Source organism: Candidatus Nitrosopumilus sp. bin_7KS (genome assembly GCF_054095835.1).
On record NZ_JBSWSO010000002.1, the window covers coordinates 369,281 to 391,471 of the forward strand.

Annotated in this window: 29 protein-coding genes; 12 read left to right on the top strand and 17 right to left on the bottom strand. The window is 31.4% G+C overall.

What is annotated here, in order from left to right; all coding sequences use genetic code 11:
* Window positions 1–62: 62 nt before the first annotated feature.
* Window positions 63–2,009: a ribosome rescue protein RqcH gene (gene rqcH, locus ACW9W4_RS02470; RefSeq protein WP_457760939.1), complete on the top strand. Its 1,947-nt coding sequence runs from the start codon at window positions 63–65 to the stop codon at window positions 2,007–2,009.
* On the opposite strand, the gene ACW9W4_RS02475 is transcribed toward rqcH, so the two are convergent.
* Both ACW9W4_RS02475 and ACW9W4_RS02480 read right to left on the bottom strand, forming a co-directional pair.
* Window positions 1,987–2,370 carry an aconitase X swivel domain-containing protein gene (locus tag ACW9W4_RS02475; protein WP_457760940.1) on the bottom strand — a complete coding sequence of 128 codons (384 nt, stop codon included), beginning with the start codon at window positions 2,368–2,370 and terminating at the stop codon, window positions 1,987–1,989. The two genes, rqcH and ACW9W4_RS02475, sit on opposite strands and share 23 nt — an antisense overlap.
* Entirely contained in the window at window positions 2,367–3,521 is a 1,155-nt protein-coding gene (locus ACW9W4_RS02480) for an aconitase X (RefSeq protein WP_457760941.1), read from the bottom strand. The genes ACW9W4_RS02475 and ACW9W4_RS02480 overlap by 4 nt, the downstream gene beginning before the upstream one ends.
* 55 nt (window positions 3,522–3,576) lie before the next feature.
* Between ACW9W4_RS02480 and ACW9W4_RS02485 the strand changes: the two genes are divergently transcribed.
* Window positions 3,577–4,227, top strand: coding sequence for an endonuclease III domain-containing protein (locus tag ACW9W4_RS02485; protein ID WP_457760942.1), 651 nt, complete (start codon window positions 3,577–3,579; stop codon window positions 4,225–4,227).
* Here the strand turns inward: ACW9W4_RS02485 and ACW9W4_RS02490 are convergent.
* The 3 genes from ACW9W4_RS02490 to ACW9W4_RS02500 are packed head-to-tail and all read right to left on the bottom strand — an operon-like array spanning window position 4,211 to window position 6,779.
* Entirely contained in the window at window positions 4,211–4,879 is a 669-nt protein-coding gene (locus ACW9W4_RS02490) for a hypothetical protein (RefSeq protein ID WP_457760943.1), read from the bottom strand. The genes ACW9W4_RS02485 and ACW9W4_RS02490 overlap by 17 nt on opposite strands.
* A gap of 30 nt (window positions 4,880–4,909) precedes the next feature.
* Window positions 4,910–6,052 carry a sulfate adenylyltransferase gene (gene sat / locus ACW9W4_RS02495; protein ID WP_457760944.1) on the bottom strand — a complete coding sequence of 381 codons (1,143 nt, stop codon included), beginning with the start codon at window positions 6,050–6,052 and terminating at the stop codon, window positions 4,910–4,912.
* 13 nt (window positions 6,053–6,065) lie between these two features.
* Window positions 6,066–6,779: a phosphoadenylyl-sulfate reductase gene (locus ACW9W4_RS02500; RefSeq protein ID WP_457760945.1), complete on the bottom strand. Its 714-nt coding sequence runs from the start codon at window positions 6,777–6,779 to the stop codon at window positions 6,066–6,068.
* An 84-nt stretch (window positions 6,780–6,863) separates the two neighbouring features.
* Between ACW9W4_RS02500 and ACW9W4_RS02505 the strand changes: the two genes are divergently transcribed.
* The 4 genes from ACW9W4_RS02505 to ACW9W4_RS02520 all read left to right on the top strand — a co-directional run bounded on the left by ACW9W4_RS02505 (window position 6,864) and on the right by ACW9W4_RS02520 (window position 10,122).
* Entirely contained in the window at window positions 6,864–7,976 is a 1,113-nt protein-coding gene (locus ACW9W4_RS02505; protein WP_457760946.1) for a thiamine biosynthesis protein, read from the top strand.
* A gap of 30 nt (window positions 7,977–8,006) precedes the next feature.
* Window positions 8,007–9,242: a glycosyltransferase gene (locus ACW9W4_RS02510; protein WP_457760947.1), complete on the top strand. Its 1,236-nt coding sequence runs from the start codon at window positions 8,007–8,009 to the stop codon at window positions 9,240–9,242.
* Window positions 9,243–9,394: 152 nt separating this feature from the next.
* Window positions 9,395–9,709, top strand: coding sequence for a hypothetical protein (locus tag ACW9W4_RS02515; RefSeq protein WP_179362775.1), 315 nt, complete (start codon window positions 9,395–9,397; stop codon window positions 9,707–9,709).
* Window positions 9,710–9,720: 11 nt separating this feature from the next.
* Window positions 9,721–10,122 carry a hypothetical protein gene (locus ACW9W4_RS02520; protein ID WP_457760948.1) on the top strand — a complete coding sequence of 134 codons (402 nt, stop codon included), beginning with the start codon at window positions 9,721–9,723 and terminating at the stop codon, window positions 10,120–10,122.
* 2 nt (window positions 10,123–10,124) lie between these two features.
* Here the strand turns inward: ACW9W4_RS02520 and ACW9W4_RS02525 are convergent, their stop codons facing one another.
* From ACW9W4_RS02525 to ACW9W4_RS02535, 3 genes are all read right to left on the bottom strand, one after another.
* Window positions 10,125–10,925 (bottom strand): SDR family NAD(P)-dependent oxidoreductase, encoded by an 801-nt coding sequence (locus ACW9W4_RS02525; RefSeq protein ID WP_457760949.1) that lies wholly within the window; start codon window positions 10,923–10,925, stop codon window positions 10,125–10,127.
* 34 nt (window positions 10,926–10,959) lie between these two features.
* The gene (locus ACW9W4_RS02530) at window positions 10,960–11,976 is read right to left on the bottom strand and encodes a lysylphosphatidylglycerol synthase transmembrane domain-containing protein (protein WP_457760950.1); all 1,017 of its coding nucleotides are present in this window, start codon (window positions 11,974–11,976) and stop codon (window positions 10,960–10,962) included.
* Window positions 11,977–12,061: 85 nt separating this feature from the next.
* Entirely contained in the window at window positions 12,062–12,220 is a 159-nt protein-coding gene (locus tag ACW9W4_RS02535) for a hypothetical protein (protein ID WP_457760951.1), read from the bottom strand.
* A gap of 137 nt (window positions 12,221–12,357) precedes the next feature.
* Between ACW9W4_RS02535 and ACW9W4_RS02540 the strand changes: the two genes are divergently transcribed.
* The 3 genes from ACW9W4_RS02540 to ACW9W4_RS02550 are packed head-to-tail and all read left to right on the top strand — an operon-like array spanning window position 12,358 to window position 14,726.
* The gene (locus tag ACW9W4_RS02540; RefSeq protein ID WP_457760976.1) at window positions 12,358–13,116 is read left to right on the top strand and encodes a PRK13768 family protein; all 759 of its coding nucleotides are present in this window, start codon (window positions 12,358–12,360) and stop codon (window positions 13,114–13,116) included.
* The gene (locus ACW9W4_RS02545) at window positions 13,117–14,040 is read left to right on the top strand and encodes a homoserine kinase (protein ID WP_457760952.1); all 924 of its coding nucleotides are present in this window, start codon (window positions 13,117–13,119) and stop codon (window positions 14,038–14,040) included.
* Between the two features lie 11 nt (window positions 14,041–14,051).
* Window positions 14,052–14,726 (top strand): 7-cyano-7-deazaguanine synthase, encoded by a 675-nt coding sequence (locus ACW9W4_RS02550; RefSeq protein WP_457760953.1) that lies wholly within the window; start codon window positions 14,052–14,054, stop codon window positions 14,724–14,726.
* Between the two features lie 2 nt (window positions 14,727–14,728).
* Here ACW9W4_RS02550 and ACW9W4_RS02555 read toward each other — a convergent pair whose 3' ends face one another.
* The 7 genes from ACW9W4_RS02555 to ACW9W4_RS02585 all read right to left on the bottom strand — a co-directional run bounded on the left by ACW9W4_RS02555 (window position 14,729) and on the right by ACW9W4_RS02585 (window position 18,946).
* Window positions 14,729–14,980 (bottom strand): hypothetical protein, encoded by a 252-nt coding sequence (locus ACW9W4_RS02555; RefSeq protein WP_457760954.1) that lies wholly within the window; start codon window positions 14,978–14,980, stop codon window positions 14,729–14,731.
* A 43-nt stretch (window positions 14,981–15,023) separates the two neighbouring features.
* Window positions 15,024–15,581, bottom strand: coding sequence for a GTP cyclohydrolase I FolE (gene folE, locus ACW9W4_RS02560; protein WP_457760955.1), 558 nt, complete (start codon window positions 15,579–15,581; stop codon window positions 15,024–15,026).
* A gap of 63 nt (window positions 15,582–15,644) precedes the next feature.
* Window positions 15,645–16,358 carry a 7-carboxy-7-deazaguanine synthase QueE gene (locus ACW9W4_RS02565; protein WP_457760956.1) on the bottom strand — a complete coding sequence of 238 codons (714 nt, stop codon included), beginning with the start codon at window positions 16,356–16,358 and terminating at the stop codon, window positions 15,645–15,647.
* A gap of 41 nt (window positions 16,359–16,399) precedes the next feature.
* Window positions 16,400–16,594, bottom strand: a complete 195-nt coding sequence (locus ACW9W4_RS02570; RefSeq protein WP_457760957.1) for a hypothetical protein — start codon at window positions 16,592–16,594, stop codon at window positions 16,400–16,402.
* A gap of 45 nt (window positions 16,595–16,639) precedes the next feature.
* Complete coding sequence (locus ACW9W4_RS02575) at window positions 16,640–17,650, bottom strand: hypothetical protein (RefSeq protein ID WP_457760958.1); 1,011 nt, start codon at window positions 17,648–17,650, stop codon at window positions 16,640–16,642.
* Window positions 17,647–18,681, bottom strand: a complete 1,035-nt coding sequence (locus tag ACW9W4_RS02580; RefSeq protein WP_457760959.1) for a helix-turn-helix transcriptional regulator — start codon at window positions 18,679–18,681, stop codon at window positions 17,647–17,649. Before ACW9W4_RS02580 ends, ACW9W4_RS02575 begins: the two co-directional genes overlap by 4 nt.
* 4 nt (window positions 18,682–18,685) lie before the next feature.
* Window positions 18,686–18,946 (bottom strand): winged helix-turn-helix domain-containing protein, encoded by a 261-nt coding sequence (locus ACW9W4_RS02585; protein WP_008297297.1) that lies wholly within the window; start codon window positions 18,944–18,946, stop codon window positions 18,686–18,688.
* 342 nt (window positions 18,947–19,288) lie between these two features.
* Here ACW9W4_RS02585 and ACW9W4_RS02590 point away from each other — a divergent pair, with 342 nt between their 5' ends.
* Both ACW9W4_RS02590 and ACW9W4_RS02595 read left to right on the top strand, forming a co-directional pair.
* Window positions 19,289–19,834 carry a hypothetical protein gene (locus ACW9W4_RS02590; RefSeq protein WP_457760960.1) on the top strand — a complete coding sequence of 182 codons (546 nt, stop codon included), beginning with the start codon at window positions 19,289–19,291 and terminating at the stop codon, window positions 19,832–19,834.
* A gap of 103 nt (window positions 19,835–19,937) precedes the next feature.
* Window positions 19,938–20,405, top strand: coding sequence for a transcriptional regulator (locus ACW9W4_RS02595; protein ID WP_457760961.1), 468 nt, complete (start codon window positions 19,938–19,940; stop codon window positions 20,403–20,405).
* 10 nt (window positions 20,406–20,415) lie between these two features.
* Here the strand turns inward: ACW9W4_RS02595 and ACW9W4_RS02600 are convergent, their stop codons facing one another.
* Both ACW9W4_RS02600 and ACW9W4_RS02605 read right to left on the bottom strand, forming a co-directional pair.
* The gene (locus ACW9W4_RS02600) at window positions 20,416–21,057 is read right to left on the bottom strand and encodes a Snf7 family protein (RefSeq protein WP_457760962.1); all 642 of its coding nucleotides are present in this window, start codon (window positions 21,055–21,057) and stop codon (window positions 20,416–20,418) included.
* A 186-nt stretch (window positions 21,058–21,243) separates the two neighbouring features.
* The gene (locus ACW9W4_RS02605) at window positions 21,244–21,534 is read right to left on the bottom strand and encodes a hypothetical protein (RefSeq protein WP_457760963.1); all 291 of its coding nucleotides are present in this window, start codon (window positions 21,532–21,534) and stop codon (window positions 21,244–21,246) included.
* A gap of 79 nt (window positions 21,535–21,613) precedes the next feature.
* Between ACW9W4_RS02605 and ACW9W4_RS02610 the strand changes: the two genes are divergently transcribed.
* Complete coding sequence (locus ACW9W4_RS02610) at window positions 21,614–22,045, top strand: hypothetical protein (protein ID WP_457760964.1); 432 nt, start codon at window positions 21,614–21,616, stop codon at window positions 22,043–22,045.
* Window positions 22,046–22,191 lie beyond the last annotated feature (146 nt).

Sequence of the window (22,191 nt, forward strand, 5' to 3'; positions counted from 1 at the left end):
TTTGGTCAAAGTTTGAGTATTACAAAGCAAGAGTATAATTTTAGACAAGAAACAGGTTTGTTATGACACTATCCGGGATAGAATTACGTTATTTGGTTAATACGATTACTGAACAAGTTCAAGGATACTATATCAGCAACATTTATGGAATTACTAAAGATAGTATTCTCTTCAAACTTCACCATACAGAAAAAAGTGATCTTTTCATGATGATTTCAACATCAGGTGTATGGTTAACTGCAGTAAAAATTGATCAAATGGAACCAAATAGATTACTCAAAAGATTACGAAGTGATTTACTTAGATTAAAATTAAAAAAAATAGAACAGATTGGTGCAGAGAGAATAGCATATTTTACTTTTGAAGGATTTGGGAAAGAACTTATTTTAGTAGGAGAATTTTTTGGAGATGGAAATATCTTACTATGTAACAATGAAATGAAAATTCTTGCATTACAGCATTCAATAGATGTTAGACATAGAAAACTTAGTGTGGGTTTAGAATATGCTCAACCTCCTAGTAGCGGATTAGATATTTTTAATTTGAAAGAGTCAGACTTTGATGAACTTAAAACAACAGATTTGGTTGCTGCAAAATGGTTCGGAAGAACTTTGGGATTACCAAAAAAATATGTCGAAGCTGTTTTTGAGATTGCAGAAATTGATGGAAAAAGAATTGGGAATCTATTATCTGATGATGAAATAAAGAAAATTTTTGAAACGATAAAAAAAATTGTTTTAGATGTAATTTCTGGGAATCACGATGCTGTAATAGTTAGAAATGAAAAAACAGAAGTTCTTCCCCTGAAATTAGGAAAATTAGAGGGAGAGATAACCCCAGCAAACAGTTTCATCGAAGGACTAGATACTGTCTTTACTGAAAATATTATACAAAAAGGAAAATCAGTACAATCAGGTAATTCAGATAAAAAAATTAAAGAATTACAAACACAAATCTCTGAGCAAGAAAAAGCTATTGAAACTGTAAAAGAAAGATCAAAAAACATAACAAATGTTGCAAATTCTCTTTTTGAAATGGTATCAAAAGGAATAATATCAATTGAAGACAATTTAGCACAAGAAATTTTAGCAAACAATAATGCAAAATTAATCAGTGAAAAAGGAATTTCTTTAATTGTAATTCAAGATGAAAAAATAAAGATAAACACTCAATCTCCACTTCAATCAATTGCCTCAGTATTATTCAATGAAGCAAAAAAACAATCAGGGGCAATCTCTTCCATTCAATCAATTAAAGAGAAAACAGAGAAAAAATTAGAAAAATTCCAAAGTAAAACAGATTCAGAACAAGATCTTTTAGTAGTTACAGAAATTAGAAAGAAAAACTGGTATGAAAGATATAGATGGTTCTTTACAACTGATGGATATCTTACAATAGGAGGTAGAGATGCTGCATCAAATTCAGCGGTAATTAGAAAACATTTAGATAAAAATGATAAAGTGTTTCATGGTGATATTTTTGGTTCACCATTTTTTATTGTAAAAGATGCAGAAAATGCACCAGATTCAACTATGAATGAAATTGCACATGCTACGGTTTGTTTTAGTAGAGCGTGGAGGGAAGGACTGTATGGCGTAAGTGCATATTGGGTGCATCCTGAACAAATAAAAAAATCAGCTCCAAGTGGAGAATTTCTACCAAAAGGATCATTTACCATAGAAGGCCAAAGAAATTTCATCAAATCAGAGACACTTCGACTGGCAGTTGGTATTATGCCAATTGATGATGATTATATCTTAACATGTGGTCCTCCTGAACCAATCAAAAAAAATTCTCTTTGCTATGCAATAATTGAACCACATGGATCAGAAATGGTAGAATCTGCTAAAAAAATAAGAATAGAATTTTCTAAAATGTTTGAGGATATTACAAGAAAAATAAACATTGATGAATTTGTTCGTGCATTACCAGCTGGTAAGAGTCAGATAGTAGAAATAAAGGTAGGAGATCTACATAATCAAAATCTTATTGATAATGAATTTGATTAGATTCAGTATCTAAAGAAATCTCCATTCCATTTTTAATTAAATTAAATTCTTCATCGTTAATCGTGATCATTGGAATGTTTGCCAATGCACATCCAGTAGCTACTGTAAGATCTGCTTTTTTACAAATCATTGCAAGCGGTGCTGTTTCATTAGATTTTATTGAATAAATAGTATATGCACCTACACTGCTTCCCACACCTGATGGAAAAACAAGAACTGTACCTTTCATTGATTTTTGGTACAAATCATGATTCTTGTCACTTATAATTCCAGTTTTTTTATCAACTGTACCTAAAAAATTAATTGAGTTTTCAGATTTCAAAATAATTCCTTGTACTTTTCCTGAAACTAGAACTTTCATCTTGTTTCATCTTCGACTATTTGTAAAAGGGATTTTAGATTTACATCTACACCATTAGAATTTTTAAGATAAAATGCACCTTTGATACTATTAGTTGTAACAGCATCAACACTATCCTTACTAATCAATGGAGATAAACATGTACAGCAATCAGATAAAATTTCACAGCCTGCACGTTTAAGCTCTGCGGTATATCCAATTTTTGTTGATTGTTCTTTTACTGTTCTAGGCATAAACACCATACATCTTTTCTGAAAAGAACGACCCTTTAGTTTAGCAGTAAGATCAGATATTTCATTTAGTCCTAGTTGTGGACTACCAAGTGTAATGATATCACCTTTTTCTGCAGTGTTAAGTTCATCATGAACATTTTGCATTTCTTTTTCATCAAAATCTATTTTTTCACAATCAGATTTACCTTCTCCAAAAATAAATTTAGCACAAGTCCCAGATGTTCCCATTCCACCACACATTGCTTTGGTTTGTCGCTTATCCATCTCGCCTAGTCCTGAAACATTTACAGATGTATCACCAATTTTTCCTGCAAAAAATCCAAGCATCCCATATGTCAATTCATTTGGGTTATTCACTTTCATTCTAATTGTAATGTTTGGGGAATCCTCTTTTCTTAATGAAGAGTATGGACTTTTTCCAACAATTGCACTAGCTAATGCACTAAATGCGCTTTCTTTGTTTGTTTTTAGATTATCAAATGAATTTGCATGAATTGCTGCATTACTTTCTGCAAATGCAACTTGAGTTCCCTCTTTTGGAATATCAAATATTTCATAAGGAATACACGAAAATGAAGGAATAACTCCCATCGTTTCATATGAATTTCTAATTGAGAGTTGTTTTGAGATAAAATTCTCATCCAATCCATAATTTTTTACATTGTCAATATCGAATCCCATCGGATTCAGAGTGGTTTTTACTTTTACTCGTGCATTTTTACTAATATTAGATAGAAATTCTTCTCCTGCATCACCAATGGTGTTATAATTTACGCCTGAAAGATGGGCCCATTCTATTGGAACAAGTTTTTCAGCATCAGTTGCCTCACCGGTTGCAACAAGAATTCTATAAGCCATCTGTAAAATTTCTCCTTGTTCACCTTTTAATGCAGATTCTTCTTCTTTAGTTAATTCCAACAAAATTCTTTTGTTATTACAGTTATAATACTTGTACGTGGTTTTTTAGTTGGAAATGCAAAAAATACTTTCTGGAATGACAAATACTATGAATGCAGTAAAACCTCCTAGAATAACTGCATTAAAAGATCTTCATGATGCAGAAACTGGTCCATTTAGTATTCTGATTGGAACAATTTTGTCAGCTAGAACTAAAGATGAAGCCACAACAAAGGCAGTAAAAGAATTATTCTCAAAGTACAAAAATCCTAAACAACTAGCCAATGCAAAAATAAAAGATATAGAGAAAATAATAAAATCAATTGGATTTTTCCATGTAAAATCTAAAAGAATTATTGAAGTTGCAAAAATTATTCATACAAAATACAAAGATAAAGTTCCTGAAGACTTAGATACTTTGGTACAATTACCAGGAGTTGGAAGAAAAACTGCAAATTGTGTACTAGTTTATGCATTTGAAAAACCAGCAATACCAGTTGACATTCATGTTCATAGAATTTCAAACAGACTAGGGCTAGTTGATACAAAAAATCCAGAAGAGACAGAACAAGAACTAATGAAGATAATCAAAAAGAAGTATTGGATTGATATTAATGATACATTTGTAATGTATGGTCAAAATATCTGTAAACCAATTTCACCAATGTGTGATGTGTGTAAAATTAAAAAAAGTTGTAAATTTTATAAAACTAAGAACGCTTCTTAGTTAGAAATAATATTCCAACAAGTGCTCCCACACCTGCTGCCATGGCAAATGGGTATAATGCAAAAATGTTCTTTCCAGGATCACCGGATAGAAATTCCAGAATCATGCTGCCAGAACTAACGGCAGGGGGATCAGCAGACCCTTCCATTCCATGAACAGAGTAAGAATGAATTGCAAATTCTCCAATGTCAAGATTGGTAACTACAATTCTTGCGCCATTATTCACAGTTAGTCCTGCTCTGTCAGTGTAAGATATGATAGATTTTGCTTCTGGGTACCAACCTCTATCCAAATCTCTATGAACTACAATGTATCCTTCTTTTGGAGTTTGAACTGCAACCCAAAACTTATTGTCAGGCTGGGATCCCATGCCCATCTCAATAAATTCATCACGGTTCTCTTGATCATATAGTCTCAAAACTGCATTTCCATTGGGATTTGCATATAGTAGATTGTTATCAATTGTCACTTGCCAACTAATAGCATGAACATCATCTAAAACTCTGATTGGTGATTCTCGTAATACTGTGTTAAATTCATTAAAAGGAATTTCAAATGTGTCAATGATTAATGATGGATTAGTCGGTTCTTGAGCAAAAGCAGGTGTGATAAAAATTCCGGCAAATAAAATTATTGTAAAGAGATACTTCACAAGCTAGAACAATGTTGATTGAATAAAAATCTAATCAACAAATGGCTTTGGATGATCCAAAATTACTTGTGCCACTTCGGGTCTTAGAATAAACTCTGATGGTGCCTTACCATTTTGAATCATTTCTCTTAGTGCTGTTCCACTAATTTGTTCTTTCACATCATCACCATGTGGACATGCTTTTGGAGTTGTATATGTAAGACATTTTCTACAATAAAAGAACGGTGGGAAGAATACTGGAGAAATTTCCAACTCTGGATAATCATCAAAGATTTTTTGTGCTGCCATTGGATCATAAAATTTTCCAACACCCGCATGATCTCGTCCAATTATGATATGTGTGCAACCATAATTTTGTCTCATAATTGCATGATGAATTGCTTCTTTTGGACCGGCATACTTCATTTGTGTATGTAATGTTCCTAGTTTGCATCGATTTTCAGGATAGTATAATTTTATCATTGTTTCATAGCATTTTACAATAACTTCATCTACAAAATCACCAGACTTTTTCTTACCGATTACTGGGTTTACAAATACACCATCACGGGTTGTAATTGATGTTTTTTGTAGCATTTCATGTGCTACATGTGGTGGATTTCTAGTTTGGAAGGCACAAATGGTTTTCCATCCTGCTTTTACAAAAGATTCTCGTGTTTGAGTTGGTGTTAATCTATTTTTTCTAATTTCAGTATCATTTGGTCTTTGAATATAGTCAATTTTTCCACTAACTAACAAATCTTTCATTGACATTGTATATGCAACACCTGGATGTGAAGAATCATTAGTTCCATAGACTCCTTGAGCTGCTTTTTCTTTATCAAAAGTAAATGTCTCAGCAACATGTAATACTGCAACTCCAACTCCATCTGGATTTTTTAATAGAACGTCTTTTGCTTCTTTCATTTTGTTTGCAGTTTCCTGATCTACATCAAGTACAATTGGAATAGTCCAAGCTAAATTATTTGCTAGTCTTCCGCGAGAAACAACACTTTCAAAATCTTCTTTACCTAGAAAGCCCTCTAGAGGACTAAAAATTCCATCTGCAATATTTTCAACATCATTTGCAAGATCTTCACTAATTGTAATTGAAAATAATCCTGTAGGATCAGTTTTGATAATTCTGTTAACTAGAATTCCACCATGTGGTTTAATTGAGCTATTCTCTGACATGATAAATTCTCCATCAAGGGTCTATATGAAGGCCACACTCTTTGTTTCCTTCTTGCTCCCACCACCATCTTCCAGCTCGAATATCTTCTCCAGGTTTAATTGCACGAGTACATGGCTCACAACCAATGCTTGGAAATCCTTTGTCAAGCAGACTGTTGTATGGTAAGTTATTTTTTTTAATATATTCTTGAATCTGATCCCAAGTCCAATCTATAATTGGATTTATTTTTAAAATTCCGCCATGTCCGTGATCTAATTGAAACATTGTAACATTGGTTCTGTTTGTAGTCTGATCGCGTCTTAAACCAGTAATCCATCCATCTAATGTGCTTAACATTTTGTTCATTGGATGAACTTTACGAATTTCACAGCAGAGTTTTCTATTATCAATACTTTCGTAGAATAGGTTCACTCCTTTATCAAGAACCATATCCTCAACTTCTTTTGAATCAGGAAATAATACTTCAACAGAAATTTTGTATTTTTTACTAACAGTATCTATAATGTCATAGGTTTCTTGTGGTAATCGTCCTGTATCAAGGGTAAAGAATCGAAATTTAGGATTAATTTTTAGCATGATATCCATAACTACTGCATCTTCTGCTCCAAAACTGGATGCTTTTGCAACTTTAGGATGAAGATTCTCTGAAACCCATTCTAATGCCTCTTGTGTAGTTTTAATTTTTGAGTTTAATTCATCTACTTGTTCTTGTGTGAATTTTGTCACATTTTCACTTGGATTAATTGTTTTATATGGATTACCCGAATCTTTATCCTAAATTATAAACAAGTAGAATTCAAAATAGAAAATATGGATGAAATATCATACGTTGTAGTTTTCCCAACCATATTTTCAAAAAATAAAATTCCACAATTAATCACAAATATAAAAAAAATTCTTAAAATAAAAAATCAGGAATTTAAATCCGTTAAGCGTGATGGAGACATAATTCTTGTTGATGCAAATGATCCTGTATTTGCATCATCTGCAATAAATTTACTTTTTGGAATTGAAAAAATAGCTATAGCAAGAAAAATTAGTAATGATTTTCAAAATATTATTTCTGAAATTACATCTATTGGTGGCAATTTACTCTTAAAGGGAGAAAAATTCCTCGTAAAAGTAGAGGGTATTTCAAAAGGATTTGTTGTTAAAGATGTAGAAATTGCAGCAACATCAAACATAATTGAAAAGAAAGCAAAATTAGGAGCCCATCCAGGAACAGATGAAAATTATGACAAGTTATTGTATACATATCTTACAAAAAATAATGCATACATCTGTATATTTTCAGATAATGGTAAAGGCGGTATACCACATCAATCACAAAATAATAAAACCGTATGTGCAGTATATGACGAAATTTCAGCAATTTCTTGCTTTGAGACAATTAAACAAGGTTATGATGTAAAAATACTAGTTTGTTACAGACAAAAATCTGAATTGATGAATCTTGCAAAAATAATTAATCAGATTATTCCAAGATTAGTACAAGACAAAATTGAACTTGAGTTTTTACAACTTAAAATTAATCCAAACGGAAATAAAAATTATTTAATTTATGTAAATTCGATATTAGAAATATTGTTACGATATTCAAACAATCGTGTATCATTGGCATTATCTCCATTAATTTATTCTTCAGACTTTATTGATAATTCATTGAAACTAGTATTTGAAAAAAAGAAAATTCCAATTTTACCACTTGCTGGAGTTGATTCTAACTTGTTTGATGAAGCTAAAGAGATTGGCCTTGAAAGGAATATCAAGAAACTAGAAAAAATGGTCACAATTTCTACTAATGAAATTCCTACTTTTTCAAAAAAAGAAGTTGAATCTGCACTAAAATCAAAAAAAATCATCAATATTCAGATAGGTCCTAACAATGTTCATGATATTTTAGATTCTCTAGAAAATCATTGAGAATTTAAACAGCATGTTTGGTTTCATATTGTGCTCAAAATAGGAGAATTCATCTATCCGTGGGGAAGTGGACACTATTCTAGAATGATGAGATTAAATGATGTTTTAGGAGAACACATCAAAGAAAAATTCGAGGTTCATTTTTCTAGCAAAGATCATGTTTATGAAAAATTATTAAAAAAATTTCCTGATCAAAAAGAAAAAATTCATGAAATTTTGATGCCAACTCCAATTGATGGAAAGTTTGGTCCTAGTGTTTCAAAATCATTAATGAATTTATTATTACCAATTTCAAAAAACCCATCACTGGTTAGACAAATTACAAATTACTTAAGAGAAGAAAGAAAACTCTACAATAAAGAAAAATTTGATCTTGTAATTAATGATGGTGATATGGGTTCAAACATTCTAGCAAAAAATAGAAACATACCGAGTTTGTTTGTAACAAATCAATTTAGACCAAAACTATACAATTCAAGATCATATCTTTATCCGTCATTAATTTTTATTGCAAAGCAAATTGCCAAAGCATCAAAAATTCTTGTGGCAGATTCTCCACCACCATATACAATGTGTGAATACAATCTAAATTTTATCAAAGGAATAGAAGAAAAAATTGTCTATGTAGGACATTTTACAAATAGTAAACAAATCAAAAAAGAAGATATCTCGGATCTTGAAAAATTAGTACAAGGCAATGAATTTGGTTATTGGATGAGAACAGGAAACAAATCAACTAATGATGGGACTGGTCAGAGATATGAAGAAGTATTTCATCAAGATGAAATGAAAAAAGAAAAAAGAATAATCTCACATGCAAGAAATGATTCCAATATAGATATAGTGATAGGAAAAGATGGAAAAAAATATTCTGTAAAGGAAGCTTTGGATAAAAAAATTGATTGGATGCAAATTGATATTGGTTTTCTTTCAGAGCAAGAAAAAGATACAATTCTAAATTTATGCAAGTATGCTGTTGTAAATGGATCTCACACGGTAATGGGTGAAATCATGGGAGGAAAATCAAAACCAATAATTGGAATTCCAATATATGATGAGCATACAAACAACATCAGATGGGCTGAAGAAAAGAACCTAGGCGTGTTGGCCATTAAAACAAACCAAGTAACCAAAGGAATATCCAAAATTAAAGAAAATTACGCAGAATTTCAGGATAGTTTGAATGAGTTTTCAAAGAATTTTGTTCCTAGTGGAGCAGAGAATTCAGCAAAAATTGCGGCTCAAATATTAGAAGAAAAGAGATAATAGATTATTTTGATGATTTTTCTCATCTGGCACGCGGGATTTCGATGGGCGAACGGACCGCAAGGGATGATGAAAAAATCCGCGTGTCAGATAATATCGATCAGCAGAGATTGTGGGAACGCTTTTATGGAAAAAATTAAGCCAAATCAACAGTGCCTAACTGTCCTGAATGTACATCACGAGAGAAAAAGAAAATAGAAACAAAGTATGTGGAGGATTTCCCAGAAGAGGAAGACAGAAGCAGAGATGCATTATTCAAATTATTTGATGAAATTGACATTCCAATGAAAATGGATGAAAAAAACAGAAGACATTTCATTTGTAAACGATGTGGATTATACGCAACAAGAGAAGAAGTTTCAGATATCAGATTCAAGTTAAATCAAAGAGAAAGAACACGTGATGACAAACATGATGACTATCTAGAATGGTGGTCAAAAAGTAAAAAAGAAAAAGCAGAAAGTTAGAGTGGTTTACCATGGTAAAAAAGAAAGAAGATGAAATTCCAGAATGGGTTACCGATGAAATTCAAAATGCAAAATTTAAGAAACCTGAAGAAATAAAAAAATCAGGATATATTCTAGAATTTTATTATGAAGACAATAAAGTAGATGTACAACTGTATGATGCAGTAGAAGATGGACGACATATTGTAACTATGGATGTTGCAAAAGATATCAAAATTGATGATTTGTTAAAAGGAGAAGTTTACGAATTTGTGTTTGATCAACATAAAGCACCACTAAGCAAAAAAGTATCAGAGTTTCTAGAAAAAGAAAAAGAGATAGAAATGAAAGCAATCTATCAATTTGAATTAAAATCACTAGAACTCTTAGAAGTAGGCTCAAATGAATCAGCAGCAGAAGATTTGGAAGAATAAACTTAATCTTTTTTCATAGAATCAAGTTGTTTTTTGAAAGCCTTTCCTAAGATAGGATTGATAAGATATGGAAATGTGTTTTTGAGCCATACTGCGCCTCGTACTACAGATGGTACTATAATTTCTAATCTAGGAGAATTTGCTGCTTTCAGGATTGTTTTTGCAACAGTTTTAGAACTAAGTGAAGTTGGAGAAAATTTTGGCATTTTTTCAAATGATGGATGATCAAAAAAGTTAGTTCTAACCATAATAGGACTAACAACGGTAATTCCAACCCCAGTATTTTTTAATTCATGCTTAAGACCTTCTGAAAAACCCAACATTGCAAATTTTGAAGCACAATAAGATGCAATTCCAGGTAAACCAAAACTTGCAGCTACTGATGCAACATTGACAATATGTCCTGATTTTTTATCCAACATTGATGGAAGGAAATTTTTGATACAGTAAATCATTCCAAAATAATTTGTCTCCATCTGTGATTCAATATCATCAATACTAAGATCAGTTACAGAGCCATAAATTGCAAAACCAGCATTGTTTACCAAAATATCAACTGAGTTAAATTTTTCTAAGACTATTTTTGACATTTCTTTTACTTGGTCTTTTTTTGATACATCGCATTGACAAACTAAAACAGTTACATTGAATTGTTTTAATTCATTTGAAACTTGTTCAAGTTTTTCTTTTGTTCTTGAAACGAGAACAATATTTGCATCTTTCTTTGCAAATTCTATTGCAGTATCTTTACCAATTCCTGATGATGCACCAGTGATTAGAACAACTTTATTTTTAAAATCCACAAATCAAAAAAATCAATTAAAGATAAAGTGGTTTCTATGAAGACTGTGATTTTGGTATTTTACTCAAGGCTAATTTTACCAAAAGTAGCCATGTAATTACAATTGGAACATAATATGTTGCAATTCTCCATCCAATTACTGCATCCCAAGCTACTACTCCTTCTGAAATTTCAAATGCAAATGGATCTAAATTATTAATATAAGCTATAATTCCAAATTCTGCCAAACCAGAACCTCCTATAGTAATTGGTAGATTCCCAATTGCATTTGCACCCATTACTGCCATAATAGAATCAAATGCATTGATAACAAATCCTGTTCCCATTGCAATAATCATAAATGAAATTCCGTAAAATGACCATGAAGCTAAAGAAAACAAAAATGAAATTGTAAAAATTTTCTTAGACTCAGAAGTTTTTAGGTTTTCCCTACTCATTGTACATACCTCTTCCATCCAAATATTTGATTTCTTAATTGCTTTAGTACCCTTTTCTTTTGCAAATCTCTTTGCAAGATTTTCTAAAACTTTGGGAACTTGGAATGTATGTTTAGATGAAAGGAAAAACATCACCATCCACAAAGATGTAATTATAACACTAGTAGCTAAAATTGCTGCTGCAACCACATATGCACCACTTAACAATGCAATTATTCCTGCCATAATTGATAATAGTCCTGCTGCAAATACTTCAGTTACAATATCCATTATTGCAATCCATGCAGCCTTTGCAGGTTTTGCTCCTTTTTTATGCAAATAATAAATTACAACAAATTCTGCTCCAATAAACATTGGAGTTGTAAATTTGATAAATTCACTACCAACTCTAACACCAACTAATTTTAAAAATGAATCAAAATGTCCAAGATATTTTCTTGTAATGTATGCAAATTTGATTCCCTGTAACACCAATTTTATCATCATGGCAACAATTGCACCAATAAATGGAAATATTCCAATTGCAAGAACATCTTCTATTTGAATATCAAATTGAATGGCGATTATGAAAATTGGAATTAATGTAATAGGAATGGCAATTATTCTCCAGTTCATTTGATGGTTTTTTTGAGGAATCAAATATGAAAGTTGAGTACATTTCTAGTCAGGGAAAATTGTCGCCTAGAACTAGGCGTAGAAATTATACAGAATCAGAGATTTTAGCATTGTCATGAAGTTCTTGTTTAATCTCTTCAAATAATGAATCTAGCATATCATAGTCTGAAAGATTCCTATCTTTGAGTAATTTTACAACTAAATCTTTGAGATAAGATTCCTTTTCAAAAGTAGTTTGATTCACAAATAAGATAAAATTCAATCAGATATAGATCAGGTGGAATTATTTCATCTTTTTGAATACCAATTTGGTATTTTTAATCATAATAATATCAAAACCAAGCTAGTTTGAAATATAAGCAAATAAGAAAATTAAACGGATTGAAAACAATTTTTGTTTCAGGAACTGCAGGTTCTGGGAAATCTTTGCTCACATCAAAGTTACTGGATTATTATGCAAGAAATGGAGCATTTGCTGCAATTTTGAATTTGGATCCCGGTGTAGATAACATGCCATACACTTGTGATATTGATGTCAGAGATTACGTTGATTATGTATCAATTATGCAACAGTATGAACTTGGTCCAAATGGTGCAATGGTTATGGCAAATGATTTGATTGCATCAAAAATTGATGATATCCAAAATGATGTAAATAAAGTAAATCCAGATTACCTAATTGTAGATACACCAGGTCAAATTGAATTATTTGCATATCGTTCTAGTGGACGTTTTATAGTAGATAATATTTCAAATGAAGAAAAAACAAATATTTTTCTTTTTGATGGATCTCTTATTACTTCACCAGTAAATTTTGTTTCAATTGCATTACTTGCAACATCAATTAGATTACGTTTGAATTTACCAACAATTAATGTTCTGACCAAAACAGATCTCATTGGAGATAAATTAAAAAATATTTTACAATGGTCTACAAATTTGAAAACATTAGAAAATGCAATTGGGAATGAAACCGATGGTGACACGTATACATTAACTACAAATATTTTACGAGGATTGAATTTAGGAGGGTTCGCCCAAGGATTAATTCCAATATCTAATCTTACAGGAGACGGGTTTGGAAATCTTGAAGGTGCGCTAAGCAGAATTCTTAATTTGGGCGAGGAGGTAGAAGGTTAGTTGGTATCAAAAGTTACAGTCAAAGCACCTTCATCAACTGCAAATTTAGGTCCAGGATTTGACGTATTTGGATTAGCTATAGACGCATTTTATGACACAGTTACACTAACAAAAATAAAAAATGGAATTAAAATAATTACAGATGATGATATCCCTACAAATCCTGAAAAAAATACTGCAGGACTAGTAGTAAAAAATATGATGAAAAAGTTCAAAATTAAAGGTGGGATTGAAATTAAAATCAAGAAAGGAATTCCTGCAGGATATGGGATGGGAAGTAGTGCTGCATCAGCTGCTGCAACAGCAGTTGCATTTGATAAATTATTTGGATTAAAATTAGATGGAAATTCTTTGGTAGAATTTGCAGGATCTGGAGAAAAAGCAAGTGCAGGTACAGTTCATTATGATAATGTTGCAGCTTCTGTTCTAGGTGGATTTGTAATTGTAAGAACAAATCCTTTAGATGTAATCAGAATTGATCCTCCATCAAATCTAAGAATGTGTGTAGCAGTTCCAACAATTAGTGTCCCAAAGAAGAAAACAAAGGTATCAAGAGGAGTAATCCCAAAAAAAATCAAATTATCTGACAGCGTTTTGAATTTATCAAATGCTGCTGCAATTGTTGTAGGATTTATGAAAAAGGATTCAGAAATAATTGGAAATTCAATAAAGGATGTAATAGTTGAGCCAGCAAGACAACATATGATTCCAGGATTTACCAAAGTCAAAGAAAACGCTATCAAGGCAGGTGCCATAGGTGTAACTATTAGCGGTGCAGGGCCTTCAGTAATTGCATTTTCAAAAAGTTCAGCAGATTTGAAAAAAATTAGTTTATCCATGGCTAAAGGATTTACCTCTGCAAATACAAAATGTCAAACTGTAATTTGTAAACCAAGTAAAGGTGCTGCAGACAAAAGAAAATAGTTGAATGAATTATGAAGAAAGCAGTTATTGTGTTTAGTGGAGGAGTAGATTCTGTTTGTGCTGTTTCATATTTAAAATCAAAATATGAATTGTATGGCATTACATTTTCTTATGGACAAAAAGCTAATAGTGAAATTGCTGCAGCTAAATCTTTTGCAAAAAAATTGGGGTTAAAACAACACAAAATTATCGATATTGGTTTTATGAAAGACTTGTATGGCAATTCTAATGTTTTAACAAGTTCTAAAAGAAAAATTCCTAGTAAATTTGAGTATTCGATTGTAGTACCAATCAGGAATGCAGTCTTTCTATCAATTGCTTCAGCATGGGCTTTTACACTAAATGCATCTCTGGTAGTATATGGTGCTCATACTGGAGATAAACACTATCCAGACTGTAGACCGGAATTTGCAAAAATGCTGGAAAGCGCATTTAATCAAGGTGAAATTGATGGAATAAAATCAAAGTTACGAAAAAATATTGAAATTTGGTCACCATATAGAATGGGATTATCAAAAAGTGATTTACTAAAATCAGGAATGAAAATTTTAGGAAATTCTATTTTCAAGACATGGAGTTGTTATTCAAACAAAAAATATCATTGCGGAGTTTGTGAATCTTGTAATAATAGAAAGATTGCATTTGAAAAAGCTAGAATTACAGATAAAACAAAATATATTAAATAATTCTAGTAGCTGTTTCTAAGAATTTTCTTTTTTAGAATTAAACCTCTAATTCCAATATACCAAATTAAAAAGAATGCACCAACAATTCCCATAAACACATAGTTTTGTACTTCTGGAGTTAGTCCTTCAATTGAATCAGTAATTTTACTTGAAGTTAACATTGAGATTGCAATTACAATAATACATTCAATTGCATACCATGTCCAATTTGGCCATGATTCTTTTGGAATGTGAATGTACGGATTTGCTCCCATGTTTTTGATCAAAAATATTGATTATTTAATTTTTCAGTATTCTCTAAAAGGAGAGATCTGAGGCGCGGTTTCGAAGTAGTGACATTATGCCTGCTTTTTCTTCTTTATTTTCATAAATTCCTCTAAATGCAGAGGACGAAAGTGTTGCATCATTTTTTACGCCACGCATCCTCATACAAAGATGCTCAGCATCTGCTAAAACAACAACTCCCTTTACTCCTTGAGAATGTAGTTCATCAGCAATATTTTTTGTAAGTCGTTCCTGAATTTGAAGTCTTTTTGAATACTTTTCCACCAATCTAACAAGTTTTGAAATTCCAAATACTCTACCATTTGGAGAATATGCAATGTGGATTTTTCCATAAAATGGTAACATGTGGTGTTCACACATTGAATAAAATTGAATATTTCGTGCAATAACTACATCAGAATCTTCTGAAAATTGAACAGATAATTCTGAATCTGAATCATATCCACCAAAAATTTCTTTGTACATATTTGCAATCCTTTCAGGAGTTTCACGTAATCCTTCACGTGTAGGATCTTCTCCAACTTCAATAATTAATTCTCTAACAAGTTTTTTTACACGTTCTTGATCCATTGATATTCAAACAGAATTTTTCTAGTATTTGAACCTAATCTGATTTTTAGGCAGGTGCTAATATTATGGAGCACCAATAAATTTGTGCAATTGAGGGACTACCTTAACATCAATGTAATGAGGAAATACCAAATCATATAATTCCAATAAAAGTTCTAGTGAAGGCTCAGAAATTCCATATGTAGGCTGAATGATGAAACCGTCAATATCGTCTTTGGATATTTTATCAAAAATGTCTTGTACCAATTTTGCAAATTCATTTGGCTGAGTTTTTGAACTAACTACAACTTTGATGTAGGTTGTTTTCTTTGATTTTACAGATGATTGGAGACATTTCATTGTATGACCAATTAATTTTTCATAATGTTTTGAATCAACAAAATCAGAATCCTTGGTCTTAAATTCAATTTTAACAATATCAATAAATGGCAATACATGATTAAATCTATCAATATCAAAACAAGATGATTCTAGATATGTTGGAATTTTTTTATCTTGAATATGTTTTGCAAGCAATGCAACTGCTTCATGTTGGATTAGAGGATCACCGCCTGTAAAATTTACTTTGTAAGTTTGGTTCTTTAAGCTAGTATCAATTAGATGATTTGCATCTTCAATAGAATATTCCGTTCCAGAATTAAGAGGTAGTGATTCTTTTGTATCACAGTAAAAACAAGTAAAAGGACATCCTGCTAATCTTACAAAGAGAGTTTTGGTCCCATAAAGAATTCCCTCACCTTCAACTGAAGTAAATATTTCAAATAATCTAACTTTCAAGTAATAATTGTAATTTTTTTCATTATTTATTCAGTGAGTTTCTAATGCATTACTGGTTCTTTTGTATAAAACAAACCCGAAATAAAGAAAATTACTCCCAAGATTCCAATTGTACTTCCTATGAATTCTACTTGATTTTGAAAATCCCCTTCAATTGGAGCCCACAACCATGCCATCAAAGCACCAACAATAATCATTGGAATTCCTACTCCAACTATGATTGCTTTAGAGGCCATGCTAAATACTGCTTAGAAAATGTATATGAATTTTATGATAATTTATTACGATGAATTTTTAATTTCTGTCAGTTGTTTTGCTAAATCTCTTAATTGTTCATTAGCAGTTTCAAATTCACCATCATTCAAATTCTGTTTAATATTTCGAAGAGTATCTCTTGCATCAAGCAAATCTTCCTCATCTACTCCATCAACTTGAGAAAGTCTAGAAAGAGTTTTTTCTACTTGTAATATTCTGGATTCAAGTCTATCATTTTTTGTTAGTTCAAACTGATCTTTTAGAGACATGATTTTTCTTATTTCATCAATAATTTGACGTGGATCATCCATTGAAGATAGACTATCCTTAGCAGATTCTAATTTTTCAATAATTTCATCAGAAACGCCTTGATTTTTGGCATTTTCTATTAATCTATCAAGTTGTTCCAAATATTTTTGGACATATACTTTAGCACGTTGTGACTCTTGTTCTGATGCCTTTTCACGTAGTTCTTTGTTGACATCTACAATCGTTTCTTTAATTTCATGAATTGTGTCTAATGCCGGAGCAAATTGATGATCACTAATTTGTTGCCTAGCTTTTGAAAATAATTCATCTAATTCAGAAAAGTTAATTGAAGCATCATGTTTTTTTGCAATAGTTTTTAGATTATCTACATAAGATTGTAATCTTTGTAGATCATTAGATGGATTCTTTACAATATCTCTTACAGATGAAACTTCATCTTGAGATGAAACATTAGATGTTGAAGTTGTTAGATGTCTAGAAATTTCTTTGAAAATTTTCATAGCTGAAAGGAAATGCTCATTTGCAGCACTTACATCATCACTTTCTAATGATTTTTCTAGTGATTCAACTTGTTGTGTTCCTTCTTCAAATAATCTCTTAATTTTATCAGAAGAATCATTTGAAATTTGATTATTGATTTGTTCTTGTGTACGTTTTACAATTTTTAGAATTACAGGATCATCTGCAGCATATGCACTGGTGGTTATGCCTCCAAAAGCCATACTTGCAACTAAAATTAACAAAGCAAAAGATATTACAGATTTCATTCTTCGCTCTCCAAATCTTTCTTTAATTTGACTAGATTTTGCAAGTCTTTTTTGGAAATTTCAATTACTCCTTGTCTTTCTAATCGTTTTACTGCTCTCCACATTGTAGTTCTAGGTTGTAAGAATTTTTTTCTTAAATCACTTTCTAAAGCTTCCCCTCCATTTTCAGAAATAAATTTAATAATTTCTTTATCGTCTTCACGCATATCAGGTCTTAAATTGAAAATATTTTCAGCATCAGTTGTATCAGTTTTAATTTGTGACTCAGAAATGACTTCAGTTTGTTCTACTGAGGGAGATTTTGTTTGCTTTCTTTTTATCATAATAGATACTCCAGCTATAACTGCTGCAACAGGAACAACAACTAGTGCAATGGTACTTAGATCATTATTTTGTTGTTCAGATTGTGTAATTGGTGGTTGTGTAATTGGTGGTTGTGTACTTCCAAAAATATAGTTGATTTCAGACAAACCTGAATTCAAATCTAATTTTGTTTGATCATTTATCAAAACCATGTTTGATGGTAATGCATCCATTCCAACAATAATTGAATTTCGTGGCATCAGTAATGAATAATCAGTTGGAGAGTCTAGAGTAAAAGTCCAAACTCTTCCTTCTTTAGAAATTAAATCATGAATATCATAATTTATTGAAATAGAAGAAGAACCAAAAGTATCAATTGTTGCTTTATCATCAATAATTTCACTAGATAACAAAAATCCATTTTCACCTACAACCACAAAATTATCAATTGATGAACCAAACAGACTCACTTCATAATCAGGATCTAGAGGATCTACTTCTAGCTGAGATGAAATATGTACTGATCCATCTGAATAAAGGGTTAGATCAAGCATACGAGTAGAACCGAATGAGGTCTGAATTGGCATCGTTAGTGCAACAACCATTAAGCCAGCAATTATCAAAGGTGCCTTAACCATTGTTTCGAGGATACCCTCAGTCCTTACAAAAAGCATTCCATCTTCCCGAAGAGACTCTTTCCTATGGATTGGTACGATTTCTGGATACATATGCTCAATACCTTAGATTCATGCTTTCGACTAGTCCCTGAAATCTCTTGAATTCCTGGAAAAACTGAAGTCCTTTTTCAGTTATCAAAAAGACTCTATTTCTGTCGTTTTTGACGGATTCGACTAAGCCTGCTTCTACCAGTTTCTCACATTTGTCTAGTACTGCATAGTGAGATAGGTTGGCTTTGCGAGAGATTGCAGATACAATGACTCCACCACGACCGCCATCAGCGGTCACATCTAAGATATCACCCATAATGCCCATTTCGGACCTGTATTGTTGTTTTGACATGCTCTAGTATAGAATAATGTAGTTTATGAGGAACATTCTGAAACTTCACAGCGGAACGCAAAGCGGAACACTAGTTTCATCAGGAAAATTGCTTAATTTTTGATGATTTTGAATATGTGAATGAAAATGTAAAAAATATCATGCCTAAAAATATTTTCAAATATCTCTATTTTTCTAAAAAAATTCTCTTTTAAAAAATTTTGAACAAAAATAGGGAATTAATCTCATTTTTGAGCAATTTTAATGAAATTTAGTATATAAAGAACAGGATGATTCCTTGCCGTTCCTAATCTATCATTTCGATAGTATCTTTTCATGGTAAAATACCAAATTCAAAATTTTAAAGTAGTAATCATCCTCTTGATGCTTGCTGCCTCACCTCTATCTGTCACCTATGTATTTGGTCAAAGTGATAGTAATGAAGATGAACTTAGAGCAATTCTAACAGAAAAAGTAGTTGATGGAAAACTAAAAGTCAATCAATATGCCTTGCCTGATGGACTATCTGAGACAGATTTGCAAAGAACTCTATCTATTGATGGTCAAATGTCATGGGCTTATGTAAATTACAAGTCATACAATGCAGGAATAGTCCTATTTGACGGAAAAGCTTCAAAGTTGGGAGAAAATCTATGGGAGATTTCAATAGATAAGGATATCTTGGATGAACAAGTAATTTTTCAAGTAGTATTTTCTGGAAAAATTACAGAATCAGATGAGGAAAATGTGATAGCAGTTTCATTGATGAATTCCGTGATTAAAAATCCCGAAACCACTCAAAATCTCAAATTACTACAGATAGGAGAATCGATCATAAATTCAATTGATTCCAACCAAGAATATAGAAAATCAATTCGGTGAAATATCACCATTTTTTTTCTTTAATTGACTAAAAATCATTCACAAGGTCAGCTTTGAGATGCAGTGTAACTTTTTATTCCCATTTTGAAAAGTAAATCATAAAATGTTTGATAAATTCAAAAATGAAGAGGGAGGAGAAATGGTAGAAGAAAGAACTGACAATAATAATGCTGAAGAATCCAATTCTACAATAGAATCAACCAGTCAAATCGGAATTGGGGAATTAATGGGTAAACGGGCAAAATTAGAAGAAGCAATAGATTACGTTGGTTTAATGATTAAAAATCTAAAAGATAAGAGAACTTTACTTGAAAAAGATATCGAAGAAGAATCAGTTGACATAAAGAATCTGAAAGAAAAGCTTCAAAAAGTTAGTGAATATATCGAGGAAGAAAATAGAGGTATTTCAGAACTTGCCAATAAGAGACAAAAAGTCGAAAATGAGGCAGATGAAGTAGGTTCGATCATCAACACATTAAGAGATAGACTTTCTGGTGTTGACAGAGTAATTGATGAAGAAGGAAATAGAGTCAAAAAAATTAAAGACTCTAGAGATGCATTTAATGAATAAATTTTAAAAATTAAAGATACTTGCTAGTAGATGCTTCTTGAAAATCTGTTGGAACTGAAGGGAACATCTGTCCTGCTGAACTTTCAGCAACAGCAGCAGCTTCTTTTAAGATACTTTCAGATTCTGCATTGGTTGTTGCATCCATACCAAATGCTGCATCTCCTGAGAAACTTTCTGTCATAAAGCCACCAAGCATTTCTGCCATTTGACCAATTTCTTGCTCAGCACCTGGCATAATTTTTCCAAGTGAAGATTTTAGATTTTTCATCAATCCCATTGTTGGCATTATAGCTACTACAGTATCTCCAAGATCACTGCACGTGGTTAATCGTAATTCTATTTGTTCTAATGCTATTCTAGCACCACTCAAAATTTTTGATACTTTTCTTACTTCAGCTAATTCATTTCCAAGAACTTTGGTTGTTTGAGTATCATGTTTTTGCGTTGCATCTACTATTCGTTGGAATAATTTTGCATCACGCTCTTGCAAACTGGATAGCATAGAATCTAATTTTTTAATTTGAATTTGTAATTTTTTAATTCCTTCCTGAACTCTTGGTTTTAACGCACCCTTAGGCTTGATAGTATCATTGATTTTTTCACCAATTCCAGGTTTTTGTTGCTTTGACCATTTATCGGATAATCCAGGCATGAATTAGATTTTAGAATATGTACTTAATTTCCTGTGTAAAGAATGGTTCACAGTTAATAAAAAATTACTAGCTAAAATTTTGTATTTTAAATCTACTTTCTTGACAAATTAAATATCATATTTGCTATAAAATATGAGAGGAATTTTCTAGTAAAAAAGTAAGGTTTTGAATTAAAGTAAGAAAATTCAGAATGCATCTTTAGAATTCATTGTTTTTATAATTCCATCACGCTTCTTATACTCTAACTGTAAATTATGTTCTAATCGTTTCATAGTTTCTAAATGAGTTTCTTGATTTTCTAATTTAGGATTTTCTAATTCGTGTTTTTTATGCTCTTTGAGTTTGTTGATTCTTTCTTCATTAACTTTTAACTGTTGATCAAGTAAGTCTAATTGAATTTTACAATTTTTACATACTAATGATCTATCTGTTTCAACATTAGACATAGAACCACATTTTTTACATTTAAAATCCATTTACAAAAATGTATAATGATTCTAAAATTAAGCGTATTGATAGAACTTATTTTTATAATAGAATTTAATGCATATCTTAATGAATAAAAAAATTATTGTAATTCCCATATTAGCTATATTAGCAATTATTGTAGTAGGTTTACCATCAAATGAAACAAGTGAAAGAAAAAATATTTTATTTCATGTAACCCTTGCAGATCCTGATCTTTACGTTAATGGTGTTTACACTGAAGAATTTATTCTTGATAAAGGGGAATATGTTTTCAGGTTTGTCCCAAATGGTAGTAGTCCAAAAATTTTATCAATCATATTAAACGGAGATACATTTGCTTATTCTGAAGATTTCCAGTTGGTAGGGACACCACATCAAACTGGAATCTCTGAATATTTTACATGGAATTATGACGGGCAGAAAAATATTATTAATTCAGAAATGCAAAAAGTTTCAATCACAATTAATCCAAACGGAGAAACTATTGGTTCTGTATCTGTAGATATCTTAGAAAATTAAAAAGGCGTATACCCCTTAGTTACAGAACATTGAGAGATTTCCTCTCTTTGTCAGTTGTTAAACAACTGAACCCTTTTTTCGTTCTGCGGGGCTACGCTAATTTAGTCCTGTCTCTTATACACATCTGACGCTGCCGACGAGCTCTG